Origin of the sequence: Catenulispora acidiphila DSM 44928 (assembly GCF_000024025.1) — a bacterium.
Classification (GTDB): Bacteria; Actinomycetota; Actinomycetes; order Streptomycetales; family Catenulisporaceae; genus Catenulispora; species Catenulispora acidiphila.
The window spans coordinates 8199341-8222234 of record NC_013131.1 but is presented as its reverse complement, the minus strand read 5'-3'; the positions used below and the strand labels follow the sequence as shown (position 1 = coordinate 8222234).

Sequence of the window (22894 nt, the reverse complement as noted above, 5' to 3'; positions counted from 1 at the left end):
GGGGTCATGGTGACGCTGCATCTGGCCCAAGACCCCGACGCCGACGCCTTCCTCGCGAAGGACCCGCTCGGCGTCCTCACCGCCATGCTCCTGGACCAGCAGATCCCGATGGAGAAGGCGTTCTCCGGCCCGTACGTGCTCGCGACACGCCTCGGCGTGGACCGCCTGGACGCCGAGCAGATCGCCGGCTATGACCCGGAGAAGTTCGTGGCCGTGTTCTCCGAGGTCCCGGCGATCCACCGCTTCCCGAAAGCGATGGCCGAGCGCACCCAGAAGCTGGCACGCGCCATCGCCGAGGACTACGCCGGCGACGCCGCAGCGGTATGGACCGGCGCCAAGGACGGCGCGGACCTGCTGAAGCGCGTCGGCGCCCTCCCCGGCTACGGGAAGCAGAAGGCGCAGATCCTGGTCGCGCTGCTGGGCAAGCAGCTCGGCGTGACGCCGAAGGGTTGGCGCGAGGCCGCCGGCGACTACGGCACGAAGGGGTCGACGCGCTCGGTGGCGGACGTGACGGACGCGGCTAGCTTGGTGAAGGTGCGGGCCTTCAAGAAGGAGATGAAGGCTGCCGCGAAGGCCAAGGCTGAGTAGTAGGCAGGCAGGTAGGCGGACAGGCAGGCAGGTAAGGCAAACGCTGGGCAATGGGCACAGGCGCCTGGCGGGCTGCGGTGACCGGGAAACGCCAGTGCAATAGGCACGGACCAGGCCGGCTGCAGAAGTGGGAAGCACGAGCCTAGCCGCGCCGGCTGAACTGCACGCAAGTTAAGGCAGCGCCAGCTTGGCCGCGCCGACTGGGCTGCCAAAGGTGCGCAGGGTAGGGAAGCGCGAGCTTGGCCGCGTCGGGAGAGTCGCCCAGGTGCGCGGAGGCGCTGGGTCCTCCGGTCACTGGAGGTCTGGCAAGGGTGGGCAATAGGGACTTGTCAGCGGGGCGTGCCATGCTTGGCCTGATGCCTGCTCACGTTGCTTCTCCGCCTCAGCTCGTCCTCGTTGTCGGGGCCGAGGAACTGCTTGTTGATCGTGCTGTGGCGCGGGTTGTTGCTGCGAGGCGTGCGGCTGATCCGGAGACTGAGGCGCGGGATCTGATGCCGGGGAGCTTCAGTGCGGGGACTTTTGCCGAGTTGGTGAGTCCGTCGTTGTTTGGCGAGAGTCGGGTTGTGGTGGTGCGGTCGGCGCAGGATTTGGCGGCTGAGGATGTCACCATGCTGACCAGTGCTCTGGGTGAGCTGGCGGATGAGATCACGTTGGTGGTCGTGCACAACGGTGGGGTGAAGGGCAAGGCGTTGCTGACCGCGGTGGAGAAGGCCGGGGCGGCGCGGGTGGATGTCGCGAAGGTGACCAAGCCGACGGAGCGGATCGCCTTTCTGCGTGATGAGTTCAAGGCGGCCAAGCGGCAGATCACCGAGGAGGCGGCGCGTGCGCTGCTCGATGCGGTGGGCAATGAGTTGCGGGAGTTGGCAGCGGCTGCGGCGCAGCTGATCGCCGACACGGCTGAGGACGGCAAGGCGCCGATCGACGAGACGGTGGTCGCCAAGTACTACAGCGGGCGTGCGGAGGTGTCCGGGTTCACCGTGGCGGATCTGGCTGTGGACGGGCGGACCGCGCAGGCGCTGGAGCAGCTGCGTTGGGCGCTTGCGACCGGGACTGCTCCGGTGCTGATCACCAGTGCGTTGGCGGCCGGGGTGCGGTCTGTGGCGCGGGTGGCGTCGGCGCCGCGTGGCGCGCGTCCGGCGGATCTGGCGCGCGATTTGGGGATGCCGCCGTGGAAGATCGACAAGGTGCGGCAGCAGGTGCGCGGGTGGACGCCTGACGGGATCGGGACCGCGTTGCTGGCGGTGGCTGAGGCCGATGCCGCGGTGAAGGGTGGCGGCGACGATCCGGCGTACGCGTTGGAGCGGTGTGTCGTGACGGTGTGTCAGGCCCGGGGGCAGGGCGCTCGCGGCTGAGGCTGAGGTAAGTAGGCGGACAGGCCGATAGGCCGATAGGCCGCCGATAAGGGCGATAGGCGCGCGGCGCGGACGGTCGCAGCCGTGCGCCGAAGTGGATCGGCGTGGCTGCGACCGGGACGTCGCCGTGCTTACTTCGCGGGCAGGCGGCTCGTGATCAGCTTGGCCAGGTTCACCACGTCGGTGTGGGCGGCGTCGGCCGAGCCGGACTCGACGAAGATGATGTTCACGTCGAGACCGCCGCGCAGCACCTCGATCTGGCAGTGCTGCAGACCGCTGCTGGCGTCGGTGGCGACCTGGACCTCGGTCTTGTCCGAGTTGCCGAGCGAGCCCTGGTCCTGGAACGGGGTCTCGGTCGCGAGGGTCTCGGTGTGGCCGAGGAAGTCGCTGGTCGCCTGCGTGGTGCTGCTCTTGTAGTTCGACGCCTGGATCCGCAGCTCCTGGGAGCCGGAGGAGACCGTCCAGTCCTTGTTGAAGGTGGAGGGGTCGTCCGTGGCGTCGTCGGTCGCGGCGCCGGGGGTCGGCGTGGTCTTGAGGAACTGTGCGGCGTCGGAGTCGGTGAGCAGGCTGGACAGCTGGAAGCCGCCAGCGATGGGCGTCAGCTTGCCGATTCCGCCGTTGCCGCCGAGCGTGCCGCCGGTGGTACCGCCCGACGAACCTCCGGAGCCGCCGCTGGAGGCGGCGATCGCGATGCCGCCGCCGATGACCACCACGGCGGCGATGCCGACGGCGGCTATCAGGCCGTTGCGGTTCTTCTTGGCCGGCGCGGGGGAGGGGATCGGGACGCCATAAGGCGGCGAGGGCTGCATCCACGGGCTGACGGACTGCGCGGCCTGCGTCGGCGGTCCGCCCTGGTACGTCGGCGAGGTCTGCTGGCTCGAGACCTGCGACCACTGGTCTGTGGTGCCCCACGCCGGTGCCGACTGCTGCGCTGGAGCGGAACCCCAGGTCGATGCGGTGGTATTCGAACCCGAAGCCGGAGTCGACGTGGATCCCGAGCCCCACACGGGTGTTGGGGCGGTCGGGGCGTCGGCGGCCGGGGGCGTGACAGGTCCTGAGCCCCACGTCGGTGCTGGCGGCTGGGACTGAGCCTGAGCCTGGTCCTGAGCCTGGGACTGCGGCTGCGGCGATACGGCAGATCCCGATACCGGACCGGGGTTCTGGCCTGAACTCGCAGCGGACCCGGCACCGGCCCCAGCACCACCCCCAGCCCCCGCACCCACCACCGGAGGCTGCACCTCCATCGCCATCGTCGGCTGCACCCCGGCGCCCTCGGACAGCACCTGCAGGATCCGCGCCGGCGTCGGGCGGATGTTCGGGTCCTTCATCATGCACGCGCTGACCAGCTGCGCCAGTGTGCCGGTCAGGCCGGACAGGTCCGGCTCGCCGTTCATCACGCGCAGCATGGTCTCCATGGTGGTGCCGTCGCCGAAGGGGGATTCGCCCTTGGCGGCGTAGGCCAGGACCGCGCCGAGGGACCAGACGTCGGAGGCCGGGCCCACGGGCTGGCCGGAGACCTGCTCGGGGGACATGAAGGCGGGCGTGCCGACCACGGTGCCGGCCTGGGTCAGGTTCGTGGCGCCCGTGGTGACGGCCAGGCCGAAGTCGATGACGCGCGGGCCGTCGTCGGCCATCAGGACGTTGCCGGGCTTCAGGTCGCGGTGGGTCAGGCCCTCGCGGTGGATCGCGTTCAGGGCTTCGGCCAGGCCCGCGGCCAGCAGCAGGACGTCCTGGTGCGGCATCGCGCCGGCCTCGGTGACCGCGCTCTCCAGCGACGGGCCGGGGACGAAGGCGGTGGCCAGCCAGGCCGGGTCGCCGTCGGGGTCGGCGTCCACCACCGGGGCGGTGAAGAAGCCCGACACCTGGCGCATCGCCGTGACCTCGCGGCGGAAGCGCTGGCGGAAGGTGGGGTCGTTGGTGAGTTCGGGGCGGATCACCTTCACCGCCACGCGGCGACCGGACGGCGAGCGTCCGAGGTAGACCTGCCCCATCCCGCCGGCGCCGAGCCGGTTCAGGATCTCGTAGCTGCTGATCCTTCTCGGATCGCCCGATCGCAGCGGCTCCATGAAGTCGTCCCCACCCCCAGTGAATTCCTTGTCTTGCGGCGCCGCGCTCAGCGTAGCGCGATGCTCCCACCGCTCACGTCGGGGTATGCGTTGGCGCAACACGCAAAGACGATCGGCGCGACCCCTGGGGAAGGGGTCGCGCCGATCGGAGTTCTCGGGTTCTCTACCGCGGCGAGAGGGACCGCATGGCAGGGAAGGGTCAGCCCTGCAGGCCGTTCACGCTCTTGGCCAGCGCCGACTTCTTGTTGGCGGCCTGGTTGGCGTGGATGACGCCCTTGGAGGCGGCCTTGTCCAGCTCGCGGGAGGCGGCCTGGGCCAGCTCCTGCGCCTTCGCGGTGTCGCCGGACTCGACGGCCTCGCGGGTCTTGCGGATCGCGGTCTTCAGCGAGGACTTGACGGCCTTGTTGCGCTGGCGCGCCTTCTCGTTCGTCTTGATCCGCTTGATCTGGGACTTGATGTTCGCCACTGAAAGATGCCTCTGCTTTGGTGAGATAGTTGGTGGTGGGCGCGAGGCAACGCACGCGCCACGCAAGGGACCAGGCTAGCAGGCGCCCGTGCGCGGACCCAAACCGGGCACGTGGCCGGTGACGTCCCGATATACGGTTCTCGGTAACCCCGTGGGTCGTGGGACGATAGAGGGCAGTGTAATGAACGCCGAGCCCGATCCCCACCACGCCGTATCCCGGACAGACTGGACCCGCCGAGTGCCCCCGCTTCCGCCGAACATCCCCCAGCCGTCGAAGACCGACCAGGCGCTGATCCGCAACTTCTGCATCATCGCCCACATCGACCACGGCAAGTCGACCCTGGCCGACCGGATGCTCCAGCTCACCGGCGTGGTCGACGAACGCGCCATGCGTGCGCAGTACCTGGACCGGATGGACATCGAGCGCGAGCGCGGGATCACCATCAAGTCGCAGGCGGTCCGGCTGCCCTGGCAGGCCGACGACGGCAAGACCTACATCCTGAACATGATCGACACCCCCGGGCACGTGGACTTCACCTACGAGGTCTCGCGCTCGCTGGCGGCGTGCGAGGGCACGCTCCTGCTGGTCGACGCCGCTCAAGGCATCGAGGCGCAGACCCTGGCCAACCTGTACCTGGCCATGGAGAACGACCTGCAGATCATCCCGATCCTGAACAAGATCGACCTGCCGGCCGCGCAGCCGGAGAAGTACGCCGAGGAGATCGCCCGGCTGATCGGCTGCGAGCCCGACGACGTGCTGCGGGTCAGCGCCAAGACCGGAGTCGGCGTCGCGGACGTGCTCAACGAGGTCGTGCGCCGCGTCCCGGCGCCGGCCGGCGACCCGAACGGTCCGGCGCGGGCCGTGATCTTCGACTCGGTCTACGACTCCTACCGCGGCGTGGTCACCTACGTCCGGGTCGTCGACGGCCACCTGACCAAGCGCGAGCGCATCGCGATGATGTCCACCGGCGCCACCCACGAGCTGCTGGAGATCGGCGTCATCTCCCCGGAGCCGACCTCCTCCCAGGGCCTGGCCGCCGGCGAGGTGGGCTACCTGATCACCGGCGTGAAGGACGTGCGCCAGTCCAAGGTCGGCGACACCGTCACCACTCAGAACAAGGGCGCCCTGGAGGCTCTCGGCGGGTACAAGGAACCCAAGCCGATGGTGTTCTCCGGCATCTACCCGATCGACGGCTCGGACTACCCGGAGCTGCGCGAGGCCCTGGACAAGCTGCAGCTCAACGACGCGGCCCTGGTCTACGAGCCGGAGACCTCCGCGGCGCTGGGCTTCGGCTTCCGCTGCGGCTTCCTGGGCCTGCTGCACCTGGAGATCATCCGCGAGCGCCTGGACCGGGAGTTCAACCTGGACCTGATCGCCACCGCGCCGTCGGTGGTCTACCGGGTCGGGATGGAAGACGGCACCGAGCACATCGTCACCAACCCCTCGGAGATGCCCGGCGGCAAGGTGATGTCGATCCACGAGCCGGTGGTGCGCGCGACCATCCTGACCCCGAACGACTTCGTCGGCGCGGTGATGGAGCTGTGCCAGAGCCGCCGCGGCGCGCTGCTGGGCATGGACTACCTGTCCGAGGACCGCGTCGAGATCCGCTACACGCTGCCGCTGGCCGAGATCGTCTTCGACTTCTTCGACTCGCTGAAGTCCAAGACCCGCGGCTACGCCTCGCTGGACTACGAGCCCACCAGCGAGCAGCAGGCAGACCTGGTGAAGGTCGACATCCTGCTGCACGGCGAGACCGTGGACGCCTTCTCGGCGATCGTGCACAAGGACAAGGCGTACGCCTACGGCGTGCGGATGACCGAGCGCCTGCGCGAGCTGATCCCACGCCAGCAGTTCGAGGTCCCGATCCAGGCCGCGATCGGCTCCCGGGTGATCGCCCGCGAATCGGTCCGCGCCATGCGCAAGGACGTCCTCGCCAAGTGCTACGGCGGTGACATCTCCCGGAAGCGCAAACTGCTGGAGAAGCAGAAGGAAGGCAAGAAGCGCATGAAGATGGTCGGCCGGGTCGAGGTGCCCCAGGACGCCTTCATCGCCGCGCTGACCAATGAGACGGGTGACAAGGCCAAGAAGTAAGGGCCGTGCGGCCGGGCCCGGGCAGTAGCCTGGGCCCATGAGCATGATGGCCGACGTCCATATAGTCCGGGTCTTCACGGACGCGCACGGTTTGTTCGGCAACAATCTGGGCGTGGTGCTCGACGCCGCGCACCTGGACGCCGCCGCGGGCCGCAAACTGGCCTCCGACCTGCGCTTCAGCGAGGTCGTCTTCGTCGACGACGTCGAGCAGGCCCGCCTGCGGATCTTCACCCCGGCCGCCGAACTCCCGCTGGCCGGCCACCCCCTGGTCGGCACGTCATGGCTGCTGTCCCGCCTCACCGGCCGCGAGGTGAAGGCGCTGCGCCCCCAGAAGGCCGCAGAGGTCCCGACCTGGTCCGAGGGCGGCCGCGTGTGGATCCGCGGCCGCATCTCCGACGCCCCGGACTGGGGTCTGGTCGAGGTCGCCGACGAGGCCGCGGTGGAGACCCTGGCGGTCCCGCCCGCGCCGGAGTACCGCCGCCACCAGTTCTGGGCGTGGACGGACGAGCCCGGCGGCGTCATGCGCGCGCGGGTGTTCGCCGCCGACAGCGGCATCGAGGAGGACGAGGCGACCGGCTCGGCGGCGATGCGCCAGGTCGGGGCGCTGGGGCGGGCGCTGGTGATCCGGCAGGGGTGGGGATCGGAGATCCTCGCCCGGCCGGCGGCGGTTGACGGGTGGGCCGAGATCGGCGGGCGGGTCGCGGGGGATGGGATGCGGACGGTGACGGTCGGGGGGACGGCTTAGGCGCCTTCTCGGCGATCGATTTGCGGCCGCTAGATCAGCGTCGGCACGTCGCCGTTCCCAGCCAGCTCGACCGTGACGCCGCTCAGGCCGCGGAGCCATGGCTTGGTGATCTCGGCGAGCGCGTCGCGGGTCGGCGGGGTGCGGCCGAGGCCGATGGCGGTGCGGAGCTCGGTGTTGGCGTTGGCGTTGGCGTCGGCGGTGTGGAAGGCGCGAGGCCACGCGTGGGTGTCGGTGACGCCGGCTTCGTCGAGGGCTGACAGGAGGCTGCGGGTGCGGCCTCGGACGCGGCCTTCGAGGACGTCGCGTGCTTCGATGCCGTCTGCCCTGAGGGTGATCACGGCCCAGCGGCGGTGGCGGCGGTGCATCGGGGGCGGCGCGAGGAGCGTCGGGAGCGGGTCGGGTGTCGAGGTGACCGTCTCCCAGCCGTTGTAGAGCTCTTCGGTGATCAGGTCGCGCATCGATGCGGTGAGATGCAGCGTCAGGTCGCGGATCGGCGCGGTGGGGGTGGGAATCGGGTCCTGCCAACTGTGGGCGGCCCAGGTCTCGAAGAAGTCGGTCAGGTCGCGGCAGCGCGCCGCCATCAGCGCCCACGCGAGCCCGGGGAGCCCGCCGAGCGGGGCGGCGTCGAGGCCGCGCGCACGCGCCCAGGCTTTGGCGACGCGGACATGCGGTCCCGGCCGCAGGGCAATGAGCGCCTCGGCGTCGGACACCGCAGACAGCGAGCTGGCGATGGTCTCGCCGAGTTCGGCACGCCGCGCGACGGCATCGGCGGGCGGAATGTCGCCGGTAGGGGCGAGTACGAGGTCGGCACTGAGGCGAGGGGTGACGATGCGCAGACCCGGCACGCGCGCGGCGACGAGCTGGCGCACGCGATGACCCGCGCCGAGCGCCTTGGCGACGCGGCGCTCGAGCGCGCCGATGTCGGGGGCGCCCGGGACGGCCGCGACGAGATCGATGTCGGCGGCCGGGAGGTGTGTGGCGGTACGGCGGGAGCCGACGAGGTGGATGGTGGCCTCGGGGAGGGCTTCGGTGATGCGCGCGGTGAGGGTGGCAGCGGGGCGGTCGAGGTGCGCGGAGTCGGAGGCCGCATCGGCATCAGCAGCCATCGACCGGGCTGCGCCGGTGCTCAGCGCGCGGTGGCCGGTGGCAGCGGGGCGGTCGAGGTGCGCGGAGTCGGAGGCCGCACCGGCATCAGCAGCCATCGACCGGACTGCGCCGGTGCTCAGCGCGCGGTGGCTGGTGGCGGCTGGGTGGTCGAGGTGCGGGGGATCCGAGGCGGCAGGGGCGTTCGGCGAGATGGCGGCGCCAGTGCCAGTGCCAGCGCCAGATGATCCGGGCGCGGCGGGCTGCGGGGTGGCGGAAGTGGCGCCGGGGTCAACATCCAGCAGCCGGACTGCGCCGGTTCCCAGCTCGATGACTGCGCGGACTTCCATCGGGCCGTCGGCGCGGCGGGAGAGGAGGGCCAGTTCGGTGACTGGCGTGGTGGTGGGGGCGATCTTGGGTGGGGTGCGGGGTGGGTTGGGGACCTTGGCGATGGTCAGGTGCGGGGTGTAGGTCTCGCGGTTGCGGCAGGTGGGGAAGGCTTCGAGGAGGGCTGTGTGCAGGGTTTGCCATGCGGTGCCGGTGGGGTGGAGCCAGAGGGTGCTGTCGGTGCGGTGGGTGAAGTGGCGGACTTCGGTGAGTTCTGTCTCGAAGGGTGCGACGGTGGCGGCGGCCTTGCTCAGCAGGGGGATCGCGGCGTCGAACTCTGACTCGGGGATGAAGCCGAACAGGAGGTTGACGTGCGGCGGCCAGCGGTGGACCTGCGGGTCGAGGCGGCGGCGGATCTCCTGGATCGGCTCCCATGCCGGGGTTGGCGGGATCCAGGCGAGGGCGGTTCGGGCGGTTGGTGTCGCGTCGAGTGCGGGGGAGGCGGTGGCGCTTGCGATAGGGGAGGTTGGCGTGGCTGAGGCGGTCGCCGTTACCAGTGCGGTGATTCCGTAGTGGTCCGACACGAACAGGCCGTCGGCGTTCGGAACCTCGCCGATCAGGCGTACGTCCGAAGCGGTGGCGCCTAGCAGCAGCACGCGGTCCAGACGCTTGGCGTCGCCTGTCAGCGAAGACACCGCTGCCAGGGGGTTCGCCGACGGATCGAAGGTCGCGGTGTCGTCCGCTACGCCGTGGACCTGCGTCCACGCGTCCGTCATGCCGAGGCGGGAGGCGGGGGCGTCGGTGTCGTCGTTGAAGTCGCCGACCAGAACCACGGGGACCGCGTCGATGGCTCGCAGGCCGTCGGCTAGTTGCCCGAGCTGCTCGGTGCGCAGGCTGGCGCCGTCGGCTGAGTGGTCGCTGCTCAGGTGGGTGTTCGCGACGACGACCGGACCGGCGCCGCCCTCCACGACCACCGCCGCGACCGCCTTGTACCGACCCAGCGCATGCCACCCGGCCTCGACCACCGGCAGCCGGCTGAGCACCAGCACCCCGCTGTCCGCGACGTCCGACGAGCGCGGATCGCCCCCGAGCGTCCACTCGCGCCGCACCCAATCCTCGGCCAGCAGCATCTTCACCAGCGCGGGCTCAGCCTCCTGCAGTGCGATCACATCAACGTCCGCAGCGCGCAGTGCCGCGAGCAGCATCGGGCGGCGTTCGGCGGTGCGAATCAGGTCCTTGTCGTAGCGGTCCCACAGGGTGTTCCACGTGAGTATTCGCAGGTCCAACCCGATGGCAGGAGAGGAGGCGTTGGTCCCTGGCTGCCAGCGCCCGTCGATGAAAGCGTGCGGCGTACGCGGCTCGAAGAACGGGGCGGCCAGCAACCGGACGCGCTGCGCCAGACCCGCCCCCGAGGCGTCCAGGGCGTCCAGGGCGTCCAGCCCGGAAGCCCGGTCCCACACCAGCCGACCGTCGGCCTCGAAGAACAGCACCCGGTGCCAAGGAATGTCGCCGTGCGGATCGAACGAGGGCAGCGGCACCCGCTTCGGCTCCCGCCCGCGCATTTCCACGCCGAGCACGAACCGCGACGCGTCGAAGCGCGCGTCCCACCGCACGCGGTGGTAGATCTCCTGGCTCGTACGCATCGCCGATCAGCCCTCCCAGATGGAGTAGGCGAGAACGTCATACGCCGCGTCCTCGCCAACCGTGTCGGCATACACCGCACGATGCGCCTCGCCCGGATACGGCGGGTCGAAGCGGCGCAGCTGCGCGTCCAGCACTTTCGCGGGGACAGGATGCGCACGCTGCGCGTTCCGCTCCCGCACCACCGATGCCGGCGCCAAGTGCACCAGATGCTCGACCAGCGCGTTGCGGCGCCGCGCGACGCCGTCGACCAACCCGCGCTGCTGGCGCGTCAGGGAGGTTGCGTCCCACACCACGTCAGCCCCCTGCGCCAGCGCCTCGTCGAGCAGCCGCAGCGCTTCGTCCAGCACCTCGCGGTTCGCCGACTGGTCCGCCCGCGATCCCCGCGCCGTGCGCAGGTCATCGAGGCTGAGGAGGACGGTGTTCGCGCGACCCGCGAGGGACGTGGCGGTCGAACTCTTGCCGCTGGCGGAAACGCCGACCATGTGGTGCAGCTTCGGAAACGCCCCGTCCCGCCAGCGCCACGTCGCTGCCACCGCTTCCTCGGGCGAGGCGATCCGCCCCTCAGCGAACAGCTGACGAGCTTCGCCCCAACACCGATCGGCAGCACGCGGCGGAAGTTCCGCGAACGCTTCACGACACGCCGAGCGCAGCACCTGGACCGGCGAGCCCGGAAGCAAACCGCTGTCCTCCGCGAACAACAGCGACCAAGTGACGTTTTCCGCAGCGGCAGTGTCGGCCGCAGTCGAAGCGGCGACCGCGTGCAGCACACCCAAGTCCGTCCCGAACGCCATCCGCGCGAGTCCCGCCCGCCGATGCTCGTCATCGAAGGACGCGTGCAGACGAGGCGCCAGACCGACGACATCGGCGATCCGCCGCACCGTCGGCATCTCCAGCGACGTCGCGAGGTCCGCCATCAGCGCGGCGCGCGGCCGACGATGCAGGAGCGAGGCGGCAGCACCGACCAGCCGCGCGTTGCCATGACAGCCGGCGGCATCGAGACGCGCATAAGCATCAGTTAAGGCGTCGTCGTCGACGTCATTAGGGGTTTCCAGTGACAGCGCACCAGTCAGTTCCCCAGCGCCGACATCCACCCCGCTCCGCACAGCCCAGAACGGAGCCCTCGCCCCAAGCTTGTTCGGCACCACCTCGGCATGCATCCAGTGCGTATCCGTCTGCACATGCGACGGACGGACCCACTTGGCTACCCGCTCCGCGAACTCCGTATAGGCGAATCCCTCGGAGGGACGTACTACGTACCCCTCCTGGCGGCTCAGATCCAGCTTCACCTGCTGCTGAATCAGCTTCGCGTCAAAGACCCCGGACCACAGCACACGAGGCGTCGGAATCCCCACGCCCCGAAAGAACTCCACAGTGGACGTCCAGTCGAGGCACTGCTCGCCATCCCATATAGAGAACCCATAGAAGTACCCGTCCAAGTCCTCATAAGGGATCGAATGCCGCGCGAACAGGTTCTCCCCAGAGACCCGCCACCACTCCGGTATCCGCGCAGCGATCCGGCTGTGCAGTGCCTTCACCCAAGCGCGCGACGGATGATGCCCGGAATCCAAAGACCGCGCATGCAACCCGTCCCGGTACAGGGTCGTGTTCTCCCCGTCCATCTTCTCGGTGACGACGACATGGCGTCCTGCGAGCCCTGACAGGTCCCGAGCGTGCACATCGTCTGCGGTGGCGCCGGGCGACCAGGGCAGATGAGGAGTGCGGGGATAGTGGACTCGCATTCCGCCACTGTAGGGACGGATTCCGTACGGCTCTACGGAATAACGACCCACACGTTCGGCAGCGTCCCACCGGTCAACGGCGGCCGCACCTCCTCATGCCACGCCTCCCCGGCGACCTCCCTCGCCGCGCGCCGCCAGAACTGCGCGCCCTTGACGTTCCGCTCCTGAAACGCGATCTCCCACGGTCCGGGATGCGCGGCCAACACCTGCTTCACGAACTGCAACCCATACCCGCTGCGCCGGGCACCCCGCACGATGAAGAAGCTGTTCAGCACCCGTGTCGGCTGCTCCAGCGCACGCACGAAAGCGAACCCGGCGGGACGGTCCCCGACAAGCGCCAAGTACGCAGCCCAGTTCTCATCCTCCAAAGCCGACTGCAGCCACTCGCTCCGGAACGAGCCGTCCGGATTCGGCAGCTGCTCGGCGAACTCCGACATGTCGTGGCGGAACATCAGCCACATGCGCTCCAACGCCCCGCGGTCGACGGGATCGGCGGAGTCCGCACGCCGCACCAACAACTCAGTCACGCAAACCTCCCAGAATGGGCCAGAACAGACACTCGGAACGCCGACAAGGCGTCCGGAGAAACAGAAAAGCCTTCCGGCACACCGGAAGGCTTGAAGACGCATCAGCAGTCTACCGCCTCGCGCCGGTAATAGTCTTTCCGGGGTATCGGTCATGACGATAGGCTCGGCCTGTCAAGGCGTTGGGGAGATCGCCGCTGGGGAGGGTGTCTTGAGTTTGCTGCCGCATGACCGGGTCCAAAGGACCATGGCCGTCGCCACGTTCGTGAACACGATCGGCAACGGCATGTACATGACCGTCATGGTCATGTACTTCACGCGATCGGTCGGTCTGCCGGCCTCGCAGGTGGGGCTCGGCCTCACCATCGCCGGGCTGTTCGGGCTGGCCGCGGGGGTTCCCGTCGGGCACTTGGCGGACCGGCGCGGACCGCGCGAGGTGAGCGTGGTGCTCGGGATGCTGGCCGGTGCGGTGATGGTGGCCTTCACCATGGTCCACACCTTCTGGCAGTTTCTCGCCGTGGCAGTCGTTGAGAACCTGGTCGCCTCCAGCAACCGGGCCGCGCGCGGGGCGATGATCGCGCGCTTCGGGGGCGAGGAGAAGGCGGTGTTCCGCGCGTATCTGCGCTCGGTCACCAACGTCGGGATCGCTTTGGGCGGCGTGGCCGGGGGGCTCGGCCTGGTCTTCGACACGCGCGCCTGGTACGTCGGGCTGATCGGATTCAATGCCCTGACGTTCGTGGTGTCCTCGGTCATCGCCTTGCGCGTGCCGCGGATGGAGCCGCTGCCGGTCCCGCATGGAGCTAACAAGTGGATCGCGTTGGGGGACCGGCGGTTCCTCACCTCCGCGGCGCTGATCGGCGTGATGAGCATGCAGTTCGAGGTGTTGCTGTTCGCCGCGCCGCTGTGGATCGCCAAGCTGGGGCACGCTCCGCGCTGGACCGTCGGCGCGGTGTTGGTGATCAACACGGTTCTGGTGGCGACGCTGCAGGTGCGCATGAGCCGCGGCGTGGACACGGTCGCCAAGGGCGTGCGGGCGACGGTGCGGTCCGGATGGATCTTCGCCGGGGCGGCGGTGTTGTTCGGCTCGATCGGCTGGGTACCGGCGTGGGCGGCGGTGGTGCTCCTTCTGGTCGCGGCCGCGGTGCACTCCATCGGCGAGATCGTGCAGCAGGCCGGGGTGTTCGAGCTCGGGTACGAGCTCGCCGCCGAGCACGCGCAGGGGCAGTACCAAGGGCTGCTCAGCATGGTGACCGGCGCTGCCATGTCGCTGGCGCCGGGCTTCTATGCGCTGGCGTGCGTCGACTGGGCACCCGCCGGATGGTTCGTGGTCGGGGCGGTCTTCGCGGTCGCCGGGTGTGCGATGCCGTTGGCCGTACGGATCCGACCGCCGGCGTTCTTGGCGGCGACCGAGGCGGCAGCGGCAGCGGCGGTGGCGGCGACAGTGGCGGCGGCGACACTACCGACGGCGGCACCAGCGGCGCCGATAGCCGTCGCGGAGGTACCGGCGGTCTGAGCCGGGCGCGCCGGTCGGGCTCGGCTCGGCACGTCCATCGGCCGGGCGCCGTCTGCTTGCGGACACCCTCGGCATCCGGTGCGATGATGCCCAGAACGCCTCAGATGGGGAGTCCGCATGGCTGCGTCCAAGACCGTCCTGATCACCGGCACGTCCACCGGCATCGGCCTGGCCGCGGCGGTCGGCGCCGCCCGCGCCGGCTGGGACGTCGTGGCGACGATGCGCGATCCGGGCAAGGCCGGCCGGCTGTTGGCCGAGGCCGGCGCGGTCGGTGCGGCCGGACGGATCCACGTCGAGCGGCTGGACGTCACCGACGCCGCCAGCATCGCGTCGGCTGTGGCGCGTGCGACGGCTGCGCACGACGGGTTGGACGCGGTCGTCAACAACGCCGGAGCGGGTGTGGTCGGGACCATCGAGGTCGGCGGCATGGAGCCGGTGCGCGCGGCCATGGAGGTCAACTATTTCGGCGTGGTCGAGGTGACCCGCGCGACGATGCCGCACCTGCGCGCGTCGAAGGGCCGGCTGGTCACGGTCACCAGCGTCGGCGGGGTGGTCGGGCAGCCGTTCAACGAGGCGTACTGCGCGGCGAAGTTCGCCGTCGAGGGCTTCATGGAAGCGCTGGCCTCGGTCGCGGCGGCGGTCGGCGTGCGGGTGAGCGTGGTCGAGCCCGGCGCGGTGGCCAGCGAGTTCGTCGCCAGCCAGCGGATCGACATCCCGGCGCTGGTCGCCGAGGCCGGTCCGTACGGCCCGGCGTTGCAGAGCTACATCGACCGCGCGCTCCAGTCCTTCGGCAACGCGCAGAGCGCCGAGGAGGCCGCCGCGACGGTCGTGGAGGTGCTGGAGGCCGAGGACCCGCCGTTCCGCGTCCAGACCTCGGAGTGGGCCCGCGGGTTCACCGCGAGCAAGCTGGCCGACGTCGACGGGTCGGCGGTGCAGGCGATGATGGCGCAATGGCTCGAGACGCGCTGACCTGCATTGTCATGAGGCTCCGGATCTGTCGGGGACAATGAAGGCATGCCAGGTGTTCTTCCCGACGGTGAACCCGTCCCGACCGACGGATCGCTGCCGCCGCAGGCCCTCGCTGAGCCCGAGTTGTCCCGCACGCCGCTCGCCTTCTACATCCACGTCCCGTACTGTGCCTCGCGCTGCGGTTACTGCGACTTCAACACCTACACCGCCTCCGAGCTCGGCGGCGGCGCCTCCCAGGCCACCTACGGCGCGACCGCGATCGAGGAGATCCGGTTGGCGCGCACGGTGCTCGGCGGCGCGGATCTGCCAGTGCAGACCGTCTTCTTCGGCGGCGGCACACCGACCATGCTTCCGGCGAAGGACCTCGTCGCGCTGCTCGGCGCGGTCCGTGACGAGTTCGGGCTGGCGCCGGACGCCGAGGTCACGACCGAGGCCAACCCCGAGTCGGTGAATCCGGCGTACCTGGCCGAGCTGCGGGCCGGCGGGTTCACCCGGATCTCGTTCGGGATGCAGAGCGCGCGTGAGCACGTGTTGCAGATCCTGGACCGGCGGCACACGCCGGGGCGGCCCGAGGCGTGTGTCCGCGAGGCGCGCGAAGCCGGCTTCGAGCACGTCAACCTCGACCTGATCTACGGCACGCCCGGCGAGAGCGACGACGACTGGCGCGCCTCGCTCGACGCCGCGATCGGCGCGGCTCCCGACCACGTTTCCGCGTACTCGCTCATCGTCGAGGACGGCACGCGCCTGGCAGCGCGCGTCAAGCGCGGCGAGCTGCCGATGATCGACGACGACGTGCACGCCGACCGCTACCTGATCGCCGACGAGAAGCTCGCCGCCGCCGGGTACTCCTGGTACGAGGTCTCGAACTGGGCCGCCGCGCCGCAGGGCCGTTCGCGGCACAACCTGCTCTACTGGACCGGCGCCAACTGGTGGGGCGTCGGTCCCGGCGCGCACAGCCACGTCGGCGGCACGCGCTGGTGGAACGTGAAGCACCCGAGCGCCTACTCCCAGCGCGTCGCCGCCGGGCAGTCCCCGGCGCACGCGCGCGAGGTCCTGGACGCCGAGGACCGGCGCGTCGAGCGGATCCTGCTGGAGCTGCGCCTGGATTCCGGCTGCGACATCGGCATCCTGAATCCCGCCGGACGCAAGGCGGCGATCGGCGCCGCGGCCGCCGGACTGCTCGATCCGCGGTCACTGGCCGAGGGGTCCGCGGTCCTTACCCTGCGGGGAAGACTGCTGGCAGACGCGGTTGTCCGGGACCTCGTCGACTGAGAAGATGCTTGCCATGAGCATCGCGCGCCCGGAGGCCGGCAGCGGCCTGCTGATCAGTGTCAACGTCGGGATGCCCCGCGATGTCGAGCTGAACGGCGAGGTCCAGCAGACCGCGATCTTCAAGCGCCCGGTCCCCGGCCGGGTGAAGGTCGCCGACCACCACATGGACGGCGACCGGCAGGCCGACCAGGTGAACCACGCCGGCGTGCACAAGGCGGTCTACGCCTACTCCCGCGAGGACCTCGACTTCTGGGCCGTCGAACTCGGCCGCGAGATCGAGGACGGATTCGTCGGCGAGAACCTGACCATCAGCGGCTACGACGTCAGCCACGCGGTGGTCGGCGAGCGCTGGCGGGTCGGCGGCGCCGAGTTCGAGGTGGCGCAGCCGCGGATCCCGTGCTGGAAGCTCGGGGTGCGCGCCGCGGACCAGAGCATGCCCCGCCGCTTCGAGCGGGCGCTGCGCCCCGGCGCGTATCTGCGCGTCCTCACCGAGGGCGACGTCGGCGCCGGCGACCAGGTCGCGGTGGCCTCGCGGCCGGCGCACGGGTTCACCGTCGCCGACGCCTCGCGGATCTTCCACCGCGACCGCGCCGAGGCGCCGCGGCTGCTGGAGGTCGCCGAACTGGCGCCGCCGTTGAAGAAGTGGGCGCGCAAGCGGCTCGGGCTGCCGCTGGATGACGCGGGAGAATCCGAGGCCTGATATAGAGGAAGGAAGCCAATGCATCGGGGATTTCTGATCGCGGTCGCGGCTGTCGGTGTTCTGACAGTGCAGGGCTGCGGATCCGGGACGCCGACCACGGCCTCCAACGCCTCGAGCACGCCCAGCGCTTTCAGCACGTCCAGCACGCCCAGCGCTTCCAGTACTCCCAGCACCTCCGCCTCAACGAGCACATCCGCCAGCTCGTCGTGCGCCGGGCTGGACGCCAAGATGGTGCCGCTCCATGGCGCCGCGTCCGGAACCACCTTCGCAGACCTCGTCGTCACCAACCACAGCACGACCGCCTGCACGCTGCCCGCGCAACCCGCGCTCGCGTACTTCAGCGCCACCCACAAGGCGTTGCCGGTCGAATTCAGTGCCAACCCGGACCTGAAGCCGTACAACCTTGCTCCGGGCGCCTCGGCCGCGATGGTCGTCGGCTACGGTAGCGCCGCCGATCCGCCCTGCGATGGCGCGATCGCCTTTGTACGCGTCGCATCGCTCGCCGGCGACCTGCCGTTCAGCGGCAGGACGAACTGCGTCCACGACACGACCTACGAAGAGGGCTGGGTCGCCGGGACCTACTCCGCGCCGCACTGAGGTCCCGGCCGTCGGTCAGACCTCAGCCCTCAGACCCCCGTCACGAAGTCGATCAGCTCCTCGACCCGGCCCAGCAACTCCGGCTCCAGGTCCCGGAAATCGTGCACCGAGCGCAGGATCCGCTTCCACGCCGCCGGCGTGTCCACCGGCCAGCCGAGGGCTTCGCAGACCCCTTCTTTCCACGGCTGGCCGCGCGGAATCCGCGGCCAGGCCTGGATGTCCAGCGCCGACGGTTTCACCGCCTCCCAGACGTCGATGTAGGGGTGGCCGACGACCAGCAGGTGCTCGGCGTACGGCGAGCGCATGGCCGCCTCGACGATGCGTGCCTCCTTCGTGCCGGGCACCAGGTGGTCCACCAGTACGCCCAGCCGGGCGTCCGGACCGGGACGGAATCCGTCGACGATCGCCGCCAGGTCGTCGACGCCTTCCAGGTACTCCACCACGACGCCCTCGATCCGGAGGTCGTCGCCCCACACCTTCTCGACCAGCTCCGCGTCGTGCCGGCCCTCGACGTAGATGCGGCCGGCGCGCGCCACCCGGGCTCGCGCGGCCGGGACGGCGATGGAGCCGGAGGCGGTCCGCTGCGGTGTCGCAGGACCCTGGGACGTGCGCGGAAAGACAAGCGCGACCGGGCGTCCGTCGATCCAGAACCCGGGTCCCAGCGGGAAGACGCGGTGCTTGCCGAGGCGGTCCTCCAGGGTGACCGTCGGGCCGCCGGGGGTCTTCTCGACCCGGATCACCGCGCCGCAGAAGCCGGTCTCGACGTCCTCGACCACGAGGTCGCGGACCGCTTCCACCTCCGTGGAGACCGGCCGGCGCCGGGCGGAGGCGAGGTCGGCGGTGTACTGCTTGCTGCGGATGTCGGGCTCTGGCACGCCCGCCAGATTACGGGAGCGCGCCGGTCAGTTGGGCGTAGCCGCGCTTGACCGCTTGGGCGAAGTGCGCGCCGTCCTCGATCGGCCAGGCGCCGGCGTCGACCGCGCGCTCGACCGGGACGCCGTCGCCGTGCAGGCGCCGGATCTCCGCGGCGACCCGGGTGACGAAATCCTGTTGCTCCTGAAGGAATGCGCGCCCGGCGGGGTCGCCGTGGCCGGGGATGAAGATCGGGTCCGCCGGGGCGAGTCCGGTGCGGTCAGCTAGGTCGGCAGGGCCGGTGAGGTCGGCGAGCGCGGTCAGCGTCGCGGGCCAGTCCAGCGGGAAGGAGTCCGTGCCGAACGCCACCGGACCGGACTGCTCGACCAGGTCGCCGCTGATCGCCACCGCCGCGTCCGGCAGCCAGACGACGAGATCGTTGTCGGTGTGGCCGCGGCCGACGTGGCGCAGTTCGGCGATCCGGCCGCCGAGGTCGAGCCGGTGCTGCCCGGCGACGAGGTGATCGGGTTTGCGGACCACCAGCTCGTCCAGCTTCGCCTGCCACTCCGGACCGCCCTCGCGCAGCAGGTATTCGCTGAACGTGGCGAACTCCGGGTCCTCGGGGTCGAAGTCGGGCATGTTCTCGTGTCCCCAGAAGGCCGCAGGCGGTTCCTGGTGCGGGATGTCGAAGGCTGCGTTGCCCCACATGTGATCGAAGTGGGTGTGCGTGTTGACGACCCAGCGCACCGGCAGCGGTGTGAGCTTCGTCAACTCCTCGCGCAGTTCCCGGCCCTCCTGCACGCTGCAGCGGGTGTCGGCGACCAGGACGCCGTCACCGCCGAGCACGGCGGTCACGGTGACGTTGACGGGGTCGAAGCGGCGGGTGAAGACGCGGTCGGCGGTCTCGGTCCAGGCACTCATGGCCCGATCCTGCCAGCCGTCGGCGGATCACCGCGGGTCAACGCGGGGCCGACGTCGGGACAGGTGAGCGCCGTGCCCCCTGACCGGCGGCTTCGACCTGGGCCGCATCGGATTGCGCACGGGGGGAAGGACCAAGAGCGGCTACACGCCGTTACACTGAAAGGAATGCCCTGGCACTCCACCTCGGTGAGTGCCAGGCGAGCGGCGATGAGGGGTCCGGCAGGGCCGGCCAGATGCGGAGGCGGGTGTGACGGCCGAAAACAAGCTCGACGAGCGCAAGCTCGACGTGCTCCGCGCCATCGTGCAGGACTACGTCGCCACCAGGGAGCCGGTCGGGTCCAAGGCCCTGGTCGAGCGGCACAACATCGGCGTGTCGCCGGCGACGATACGCAACGAGATGGCGGCGCTGGAGGACGAGGGGTACATCCACCAGCCGCACACCAGCGCCGGCCGGGTCCCCACCGACAAGGGCTACCGGCTCTTCGTGGACCGGCTCTCGCAGGTCAAGCCGTTGTCCGGGGCGGAGAAGCGGGCCATCCACACCTTCCTGGACGGCGCGGTCGACCTCGACGACGTGGTGGCCCGCACCGTGCGGCTGCTGGCCCAGATAACGCAGCAGGTCGCGGTGGTCCAGTACCCCTCGCTGAGCCGCTCGGCGGTCCGGCACGTGGAGCTGGTGCCGCTGACCCCCTCCCGGATCATGCTGGTGCTGATCACCGACACCGGCCGGGTCGAGCAGCGGATCGTGGACTGCGGCACCACCGTCCCGGAGGCCACGCTGGCCGACGTGCGGGCTCGGCTGAACGCCGAGGTGGGCTCGCGCGGGCTGAACGACGTCCCGACCCTGCTGGCCGACTTCGCCGAGCGCTTCGGCGCCGAGGACCGCAACTGGGTCGGGGTGCTGATCGCGACCCTGCTGGACGCGGTGGTCGAGCAGCGCGAGGAGCGGATCGTGATGGCCGGCACCGCCAACCTGGCGCGCTTCCGCCACGACTTCCCGGACACGGTGTACCCGGTCCTGGAAGCGCTGGAGGAACAAGTGGTGCTGCTGCGGTTGTTGGGTGAGGCGCAGTCTGGTCTCACCGTACGGATCGGGCACGAGAACGCGCACGAGGGTCTGATCACCACGTCGGTCGTGAGCACCGGATATGGTCGGGGGGAGAAGGACGTGGTCGCCCACCTGGGCGTCCTCGGGCCCACCCGGATGGATTACCCCGGCATGATGGGCGCGGTCACCGCCGTAGCCGCTTATGTGGGGCGCATACTGGCTGAGACTTAGTTCAATTAATCCGTGGCGCTTGCGCCTCCATCAGGGGCGGTGGCCGGGCGACGGGCGGGCGTAGCGTGTACTTAGGCAGTTTTTCCGGGCGGAATCAAGCGAGGGCATGTCGGTGTCGACGGATTACTACACGGTCTTGGGCGTACGGCGAGACGCCACTCAGGACGAGATCAAGAAGGCATACCGGCGCCTGGCCCGTGAACTGCATCCGGACGTCAACCCGGATCCGGGGACCCAGGAGCGGTTCAAAGAGATAGGCATGGCCTACGAGGTCCTGTCGGACCCGCAGAAGCGGCAGATGTACGACCTCGGCGGCGACCCGCGGGGCGCCGGCGGCGCCGCGGGCGGCTTCGCCGGCTTCGGCTTCACCGACATCATGGACGCGTTCTTCGGCGGGCAGACCTCGCGCGGGCCGCGCTCGCGGGTCCGCAAGGGCAACGACGCGCTGATCCGGATCGAGATCGAGCTGTCCGACGCCGCCTTCGGGTCGGCGCGCGAGATCACCGTGGACACCGCGGTGATCTGCGTGGCCTGCTCCGGCGAGGGCTCGGCGCCGGGCACCCACCCGGTCACCTGCGACATGTGCAACGGCCGCGGCGAGGTCTCCCAGGTCACCCGCTCGTTCCTGGGCCAGGTCATGACCTCCCGGCCGTGCCCGCAGTGCCAGGGCTTCGGCACGGTTGTCCCCTCGCCGTGCCCGGAGTGCAGCGGCGAGGGCCGGGTGCGCACCCGGCGCAAGCTGACCGTGAAGATCCCGCCGGGCGTGGACAACGGCACCCGGATCCAGCTCGCCGGCGAGGGCGAGGTCGGTCCCGGCGGCGGTCCGGCCGGCGACCTGTTCATCGAGATCGTCGAGCTGCCGCACCCGATATTCCAGCGGCGCGGGGACGACCTGCACTGCACGATGACGCTGCCGATGACCGCCGCCTCCCTGGGGACCAAGCTGCCGCTGGAGACGCTGGACGGGCCCGCCGAGATCGACGTGCGCCCCGGAACCCAGTCCGGGCACGCGATCACGCTGCGCGGACGCGGCATCCAGCACCTGCGGCGCGACGGCACCGGCGGGACCGGCCGCGGCGACCTCGTCGTGCACGTCGAGGTCAAGACGCCGTCGAAGCTGGACCCCGAGCAGGAGGAGCTGCTGCGCCGGTTGGCGAAGCTGCGCGGCGAGGAGCGTCCCTCCGGGGAGTTCGCGCCGGGGCAGCAGAAGCTGTTCTCGCGGCTGCGGGACGCCTTCAACGCCCGCTAGCGCACAGCACAACCTGATAGCAGCACAACGAGGCAGCAGCGCGGCACCACAGCAGAACACGGTCAGGACGCAAAGGAACCACGTGAGCACCGCACCGGTCTTCTTCTGGCAGGACACTGAGACGGCCGACCGCGGTGCTCGCGTGCGTCTGGACGGCGCGGAGGGGCGCCACGCGGCTCTGGTACGCCGGCTGACGGCCGGGGAGCGCGTGGACCTCGCCGGCGGCCAGGGCGTCGTCGCCGAGTGCGTGGTGGCGGTGGCGCACAAGGACTGGCTGGAGCTGGACGTCCGCGACGTGGTGCGCACCCCGGCGCCGGAGCCGCGCGTCACCGTCGTCCAGGCGCTGCCCAAGGGCGACCGCGGTGAGACCGCCGTGGAGACGATGACCGAGATCGGCGTCGACGCGGTGGTGCCGTGGGCGGCGAGCCGGTCGATCGTGCAGTGGAAGGGCGAGCGCGGCGAGAAGGCGCTGAACAAGTGGCGGGCGACGGCGCGCGAGGCGGCGAAGCAGTCCCGGCGCGCGTGGTGGCCGACCGTGAGGTCGCTGCATTCGACCGCCGAGGTGGCCGAACTGCTCGCCGGCGCGGACCAGGCGCTGGTACTTCATGAGGATGCTGAGACACCTCTGGCGGGTCTGGACGTGGTGCGTCAGGGCTCGGTGGTGCTGGTGATCGGTCCGGAGGGGTCGATCTCGCCCCAGGAGCTGGCGGCGTTCGAGGCGGCCGGCGCGCGGGCCTACAAGATGGGCCCGACGGTGTTGCGGACGTCCACGGCCGGGACTGCTGCGGCGACAGTGGTGCTGGCGAAGTCGGGCCGCTGGGGGTAGCGGCGCATCCTCGTCCGGATGGCGTAGTGAGCGACGCGGCGCAGTCCGCGAGGCGATCGACTGGTACTGCTCAACCACCCTGGTGCGCGC

At 70.4% G+C, this 22894-nt stretch carries 19 protein-coding genes; 12 read left to right on the top strand and 7 right to left on the bottom strand.

From position 1 onward, the window contains the following. The first annotated feature begins 6 nt into the window (after window positions 1-6). The gene (locus CACI_RS35030) at window positions 7-588 is read left to right on the top strand and encodes an HhH-GPD-type base excision DNA repair protein (protein ID WP_015795632.1); all 582 of its coding nucleotides are present in this window, start codon (window positions 7-9) and stop codon (window positions 586-588) included. Between the two features lie 344 nt (window positions 589-932). Beyond that, complete coding sequence (holA, locus tag CACI_RS35025) at window positions 933-1940, top strand: DNA polymerase III subunit delta (RefSeq protein ID WP_015795631.1); 1008 nt, start codon at window positions 933-935, stop codon at window positions 1938-1940. A gap of 131 nt (window positions 1941-2071) precedes the next feature. Here the strand turns inward: holA and CACI_RS46485 are convergent, their stop codons facing one another. Next, the gene (locus CACI_RS46485) at window positions 2072-4006 is read right to left on the bottom strand and encodes a serine/threonine-protein kinase (protein WP_015795630.1); all 1935 of its coding nucleotides are present in this window, start codon (window positions 4004-4006) and stop codon (window positions 2072-2074) included. A 199-nt stretch (window positions 4007-4205) separates the two neighbouring features. Further along, window positions 4206-4472: a 30S ribosomal protein S20 gene (rpsT, locus tag CACI_RS35015; protein WP_015795629.1), complete on the bottom strand. Its 267-nt coding sequence runs from the start codon at window positions 4470-4472 to the stop codon at window positions 4206-4208. Between the two features lie 238 nt (window positions 4473-4710). On the opposite strand from rpsT, the gene lepA reads away from it, so the two are divergent. Together lepA and CACI_RS53735 are read left to right on the top strand one after the other, a co-directional pair. Continuing rightward, window positions 4711-6564 carry a translation elongation factor 4 gene (gene lepA / locus CACI_RS35010; protein WP_041543104.1) on the top strand — a complete coding sequence of 618 codons (1854 nt, stop codon included), beginning with the start codon at window positions 4711-4713 and terminating at the stop codon, window positions 6562-6564. Between the two features lie 37 nt (window positions 6565-6601). Further along, window positions 6602-7309: a PhzF family phenazine biosynthesis protein gene (locus CACI_RS53735; protein ID WP_015795627.1), complete on the top strand. Its 708-nt coding sequence runs from the start codon at window positions 6602-6604 to the stop codon at window positions 7307-7309. Between the two features lie 29 nt (window positions 7310-7338). Here the strand turns inward: CACI_RS53735 and CACI_RS35000 are convergent, their stop codons facing one another. Genes CACI_RS35000 through CACI_RS34990 form a run of 3 tightly spaced genes read right to left on the bottom strand, consistent with a single transcriptional unit; the run spans window position 7339 to window position 12629 of the window. Further along, complete coding sequence (locus CACI_RS35000) at window positions 7339-10362, bottom strand: RNA repair domain-containing protein (protein WP_015795626.1); 3024 nt, start codon at window positions 10360-10362, stop codon at window positions 7339-7341. A 6-nt stretch (window positions 10363-10368) separates the two neighbouring features. Beyond that, window positions 10369-12102: an RNA ligase family protein gene (locus tag CACI_RS34995; protein WP_015795625.1), complete on the bottom strand. Its 1734-nt coding sequence runs from the start codon at window positions 12100-12102 to the stop codon at window positions 10369-10371. A gap of 32 nt (window positions 12103-12134) precedes the next feature. Further along, window positions 12135-12629 (bottom strand): GNAT family N-acetyltransferase, encoded by a 495-nt coding sequence (locus CACI_RS34990; protein WP_015795624.1) that lies wholly within the window; start codon window positions 12627-12629, stop codon window positions 12135-12137. Between the two features lie 244 nt (window positions 12630-12873). Here CACI_RS34990 and CACI_RS34985 point away from each other — a divergent pair, with 244 nt between their 5' ends. The 5 genes from CACI_RS34985 to CACI_RS34965 all read left to right on the top strand — a co-directional run bounded on the left by CACI_RS34985 (window position 12874) and on the right by CACI_RS34965 (window position 17677). Next, complete coding sequence (locus CACI_RS34985) at window positions 12874-14139, top strand: MFS transporter (protein ID WP_049871812.1); 1266 nt, start codon at window positions 12874-12876, stop codon at window positions 14137-14139. 117 nt (window positions 14140-14256) lie between these two features. After that, window positions 14257-15108 (top strand): SDR family NAD(P)-dependent oxidoreductase, encoded by an 852-nt coding sequence (locus tag CACI_RS34980; RefSeq protein WP_015795622.1) that lies wholly within the window; start codon window positions 14257-14259, stop codon window positions 15106-15108. A 45-nt stretch (window positions 15109-15153) separates the two neighbouring features. Further along, on the top strand, window positions 15154-16380 hold the full coding sequence (gene hemW / locus CACI_RS34975) for a radical SAM family heme chaperone HemW (protein WP_015795621.1): 1227 nt from the start codon (window positions 15154-15156) through the stop codon (window positions 16378-16380). Between the two features lie 13 nt (window positions 16381-16393). Continuing rightward, window positions 16394-17080, top strand: a complete 687-nt coding sequence (locus tag CACI_RS34970; RefSeq protein ID WP_015795620.1) for an MOSC domain-containing protein — start codon at window positions 16394-16396, stop codon at window positions 17078-17080. Between the two features lie 18 nt (window positions 17081-17098). Next, on the top strand, window positions 17099-17677 hold the full coding sequence (locus CACI_RS34965) for a DUF4232 domain-containing protein (RefSeq protein ID WP_015795619.1): 579 nt from the start codon (window positions 17099-17101) through the stop codon (window positions 17675-17677). Between the two features lie 29 nt (window positions 17678-17706). Here the strand turns inward: CACI_RS34965 and CACI_RS34960 are convergent, their stop codons facing one another. Together CACI_RS34960 and CACI_RS34955 are read right to left on the bottom strand one after the other, a co-directional pair. Further along, window positions 17707-18552, bottom strand: a complete 846-nt coding sequence (locus tag CACI_RS34960) for a DUF3097 domain-containing protein (protein ID WP_015795618.1) — start codon at window positions 18550-18552, stop codon at window positions 17707-17709. 10 nt (window positions 18553-18562) lie between these two features. Continuing rightward, entirely contained in the window at window positions 18563-19450 is an 888-nt protein-coding gene (locus CACI_RS34955; RefSeq protein WP_015795617.1) for an MBL fold metallo-hydrolase, read from the bottom strand. Window positions 19451-19697: 247 nt separating this feature from the next. Here CACI_RS34955 and hrcA point away from each other — a divergent pair, with 247 nt between their 5' ends. From hrcA to CACI_RS34940, 3 genes are all read left to right on the top strand, one after another. Next, the gene (gene hrcA / locus CACI_RS34950; protein WP_015795616.1) at window positions 19698-20729 is read left to right on the top strand and encodes a heat-inducible transcriptional repressor HrcA; all 1032 of its coding nucleotides are present in this window, start codon (window positions 19698-19700) and stop codon (window positions 20727-20729) included. 112 nt (window positions 20730-20841) lie between these two features. Then, on the top strand, window positions 20842-21978 hold the full coding sequence (dnaJ, locus tag CACI_RS34945) for a molecular chaperone DnaJ (protein ID WP_015795615.1): 1137 nt from the start codon (window positions 20842-20844) through the stop codon (window positions 21976-21978). Window positions 21979-22060: 82 nt separating this feature from the next. After that, window positions 22061-22804, top strand: coding sequence for a 16S rRNA (uracil(1498)-N(3))-methyltransferase (locus tag CACI_RS34940; RefSeq protein WP_015795614.1), 744 nt, complete (start codon window positions 22061-22063; stop codon window positions 22802-22804). The last annotated feature ends 90 nt before the right edge of the window (window positions 22805-22894 follow it).

Coding starts and splice junctions, on each gene's coding strand:
- CACI_RS35030 (WP_015795632.1), top strand. CDS start 7: ATGGTGACGCTGCATCTGGCCCAAGACCCCGACGCCGACGCCTTCCTC.
- holA (WP_015795631.1), top strand. CDS start 933: ATGCTTGGCCTGATGCCTGCTCACGTTGCTTCTCCGCCTCAGCTCGTC.
- CACI_RS46485 (WP_015795630.1), bottom strand. CDS start 4,006: ATGGAGCCGCTGCGATCGGGCGATCCGAGAAGGATCAGCAGCTACGAG.
- CACI_RS53735 (WP_015795627.1), top strand. CDS start 6,602: ATGAGCATGATGGCCGACGTCCATATAGTCCGGGTCTTCACGGACGCG.
- CACI_RS35000 (WP_015795626.1), bottom strand. CDS start 10,362: ATGCGTACGAGCCAGGAGATCTACCACCGCGTGCGGTGGGACGCGCGC.
- CACI_RS34995 (WP_015795625.1), bottom strand. CDS start 12,102: ATGCGAGTCCACTATCCCCGCACTCCTCATCTGCCCTGGTCGCCCGGC.
- CACI_RS34985 (WP_049871812.1), top strand. CDS start 12,874: ATGGCCGTCGCCACGTTCGTGAACACGATCGGCAACGGCATGTACATG.
- CACI_RS34980 (WP_015795622.1), top strand. CDS start 14,257: ATGGCTGCGTCCAAGACCGTCCTGATCACCGGCACGTCCACCGGCATC.
- hemW (WP_015795621.1), top strand. CDS start 15,154: ATGCCAGGTGTTCTTCCCGACGGTGAACCCGTCCCGACCGACGGATCG.
- CACI_RS34970 (WP_015795620.1), top strand. CDS start 16,394: ATGAGCATCGCGCGCCCGGAGGCCGGCAGCGGCCTGCTGATCAGTGTC.
- CACI_RS34965 (WP_015795619.1), top strand. CDS start 17,099: ATGCATCGGGGATTTCTGATCGCGGTCGCGGCTGTCGGTGTTCTGACA.
- CACI_RS34955 (WP_015795617.1), bottom strand. CDS start 19,450: ATGAGTGCCTGGACCGAGACCGCCGACCGCGTCTTCACCCGCCGCTTC.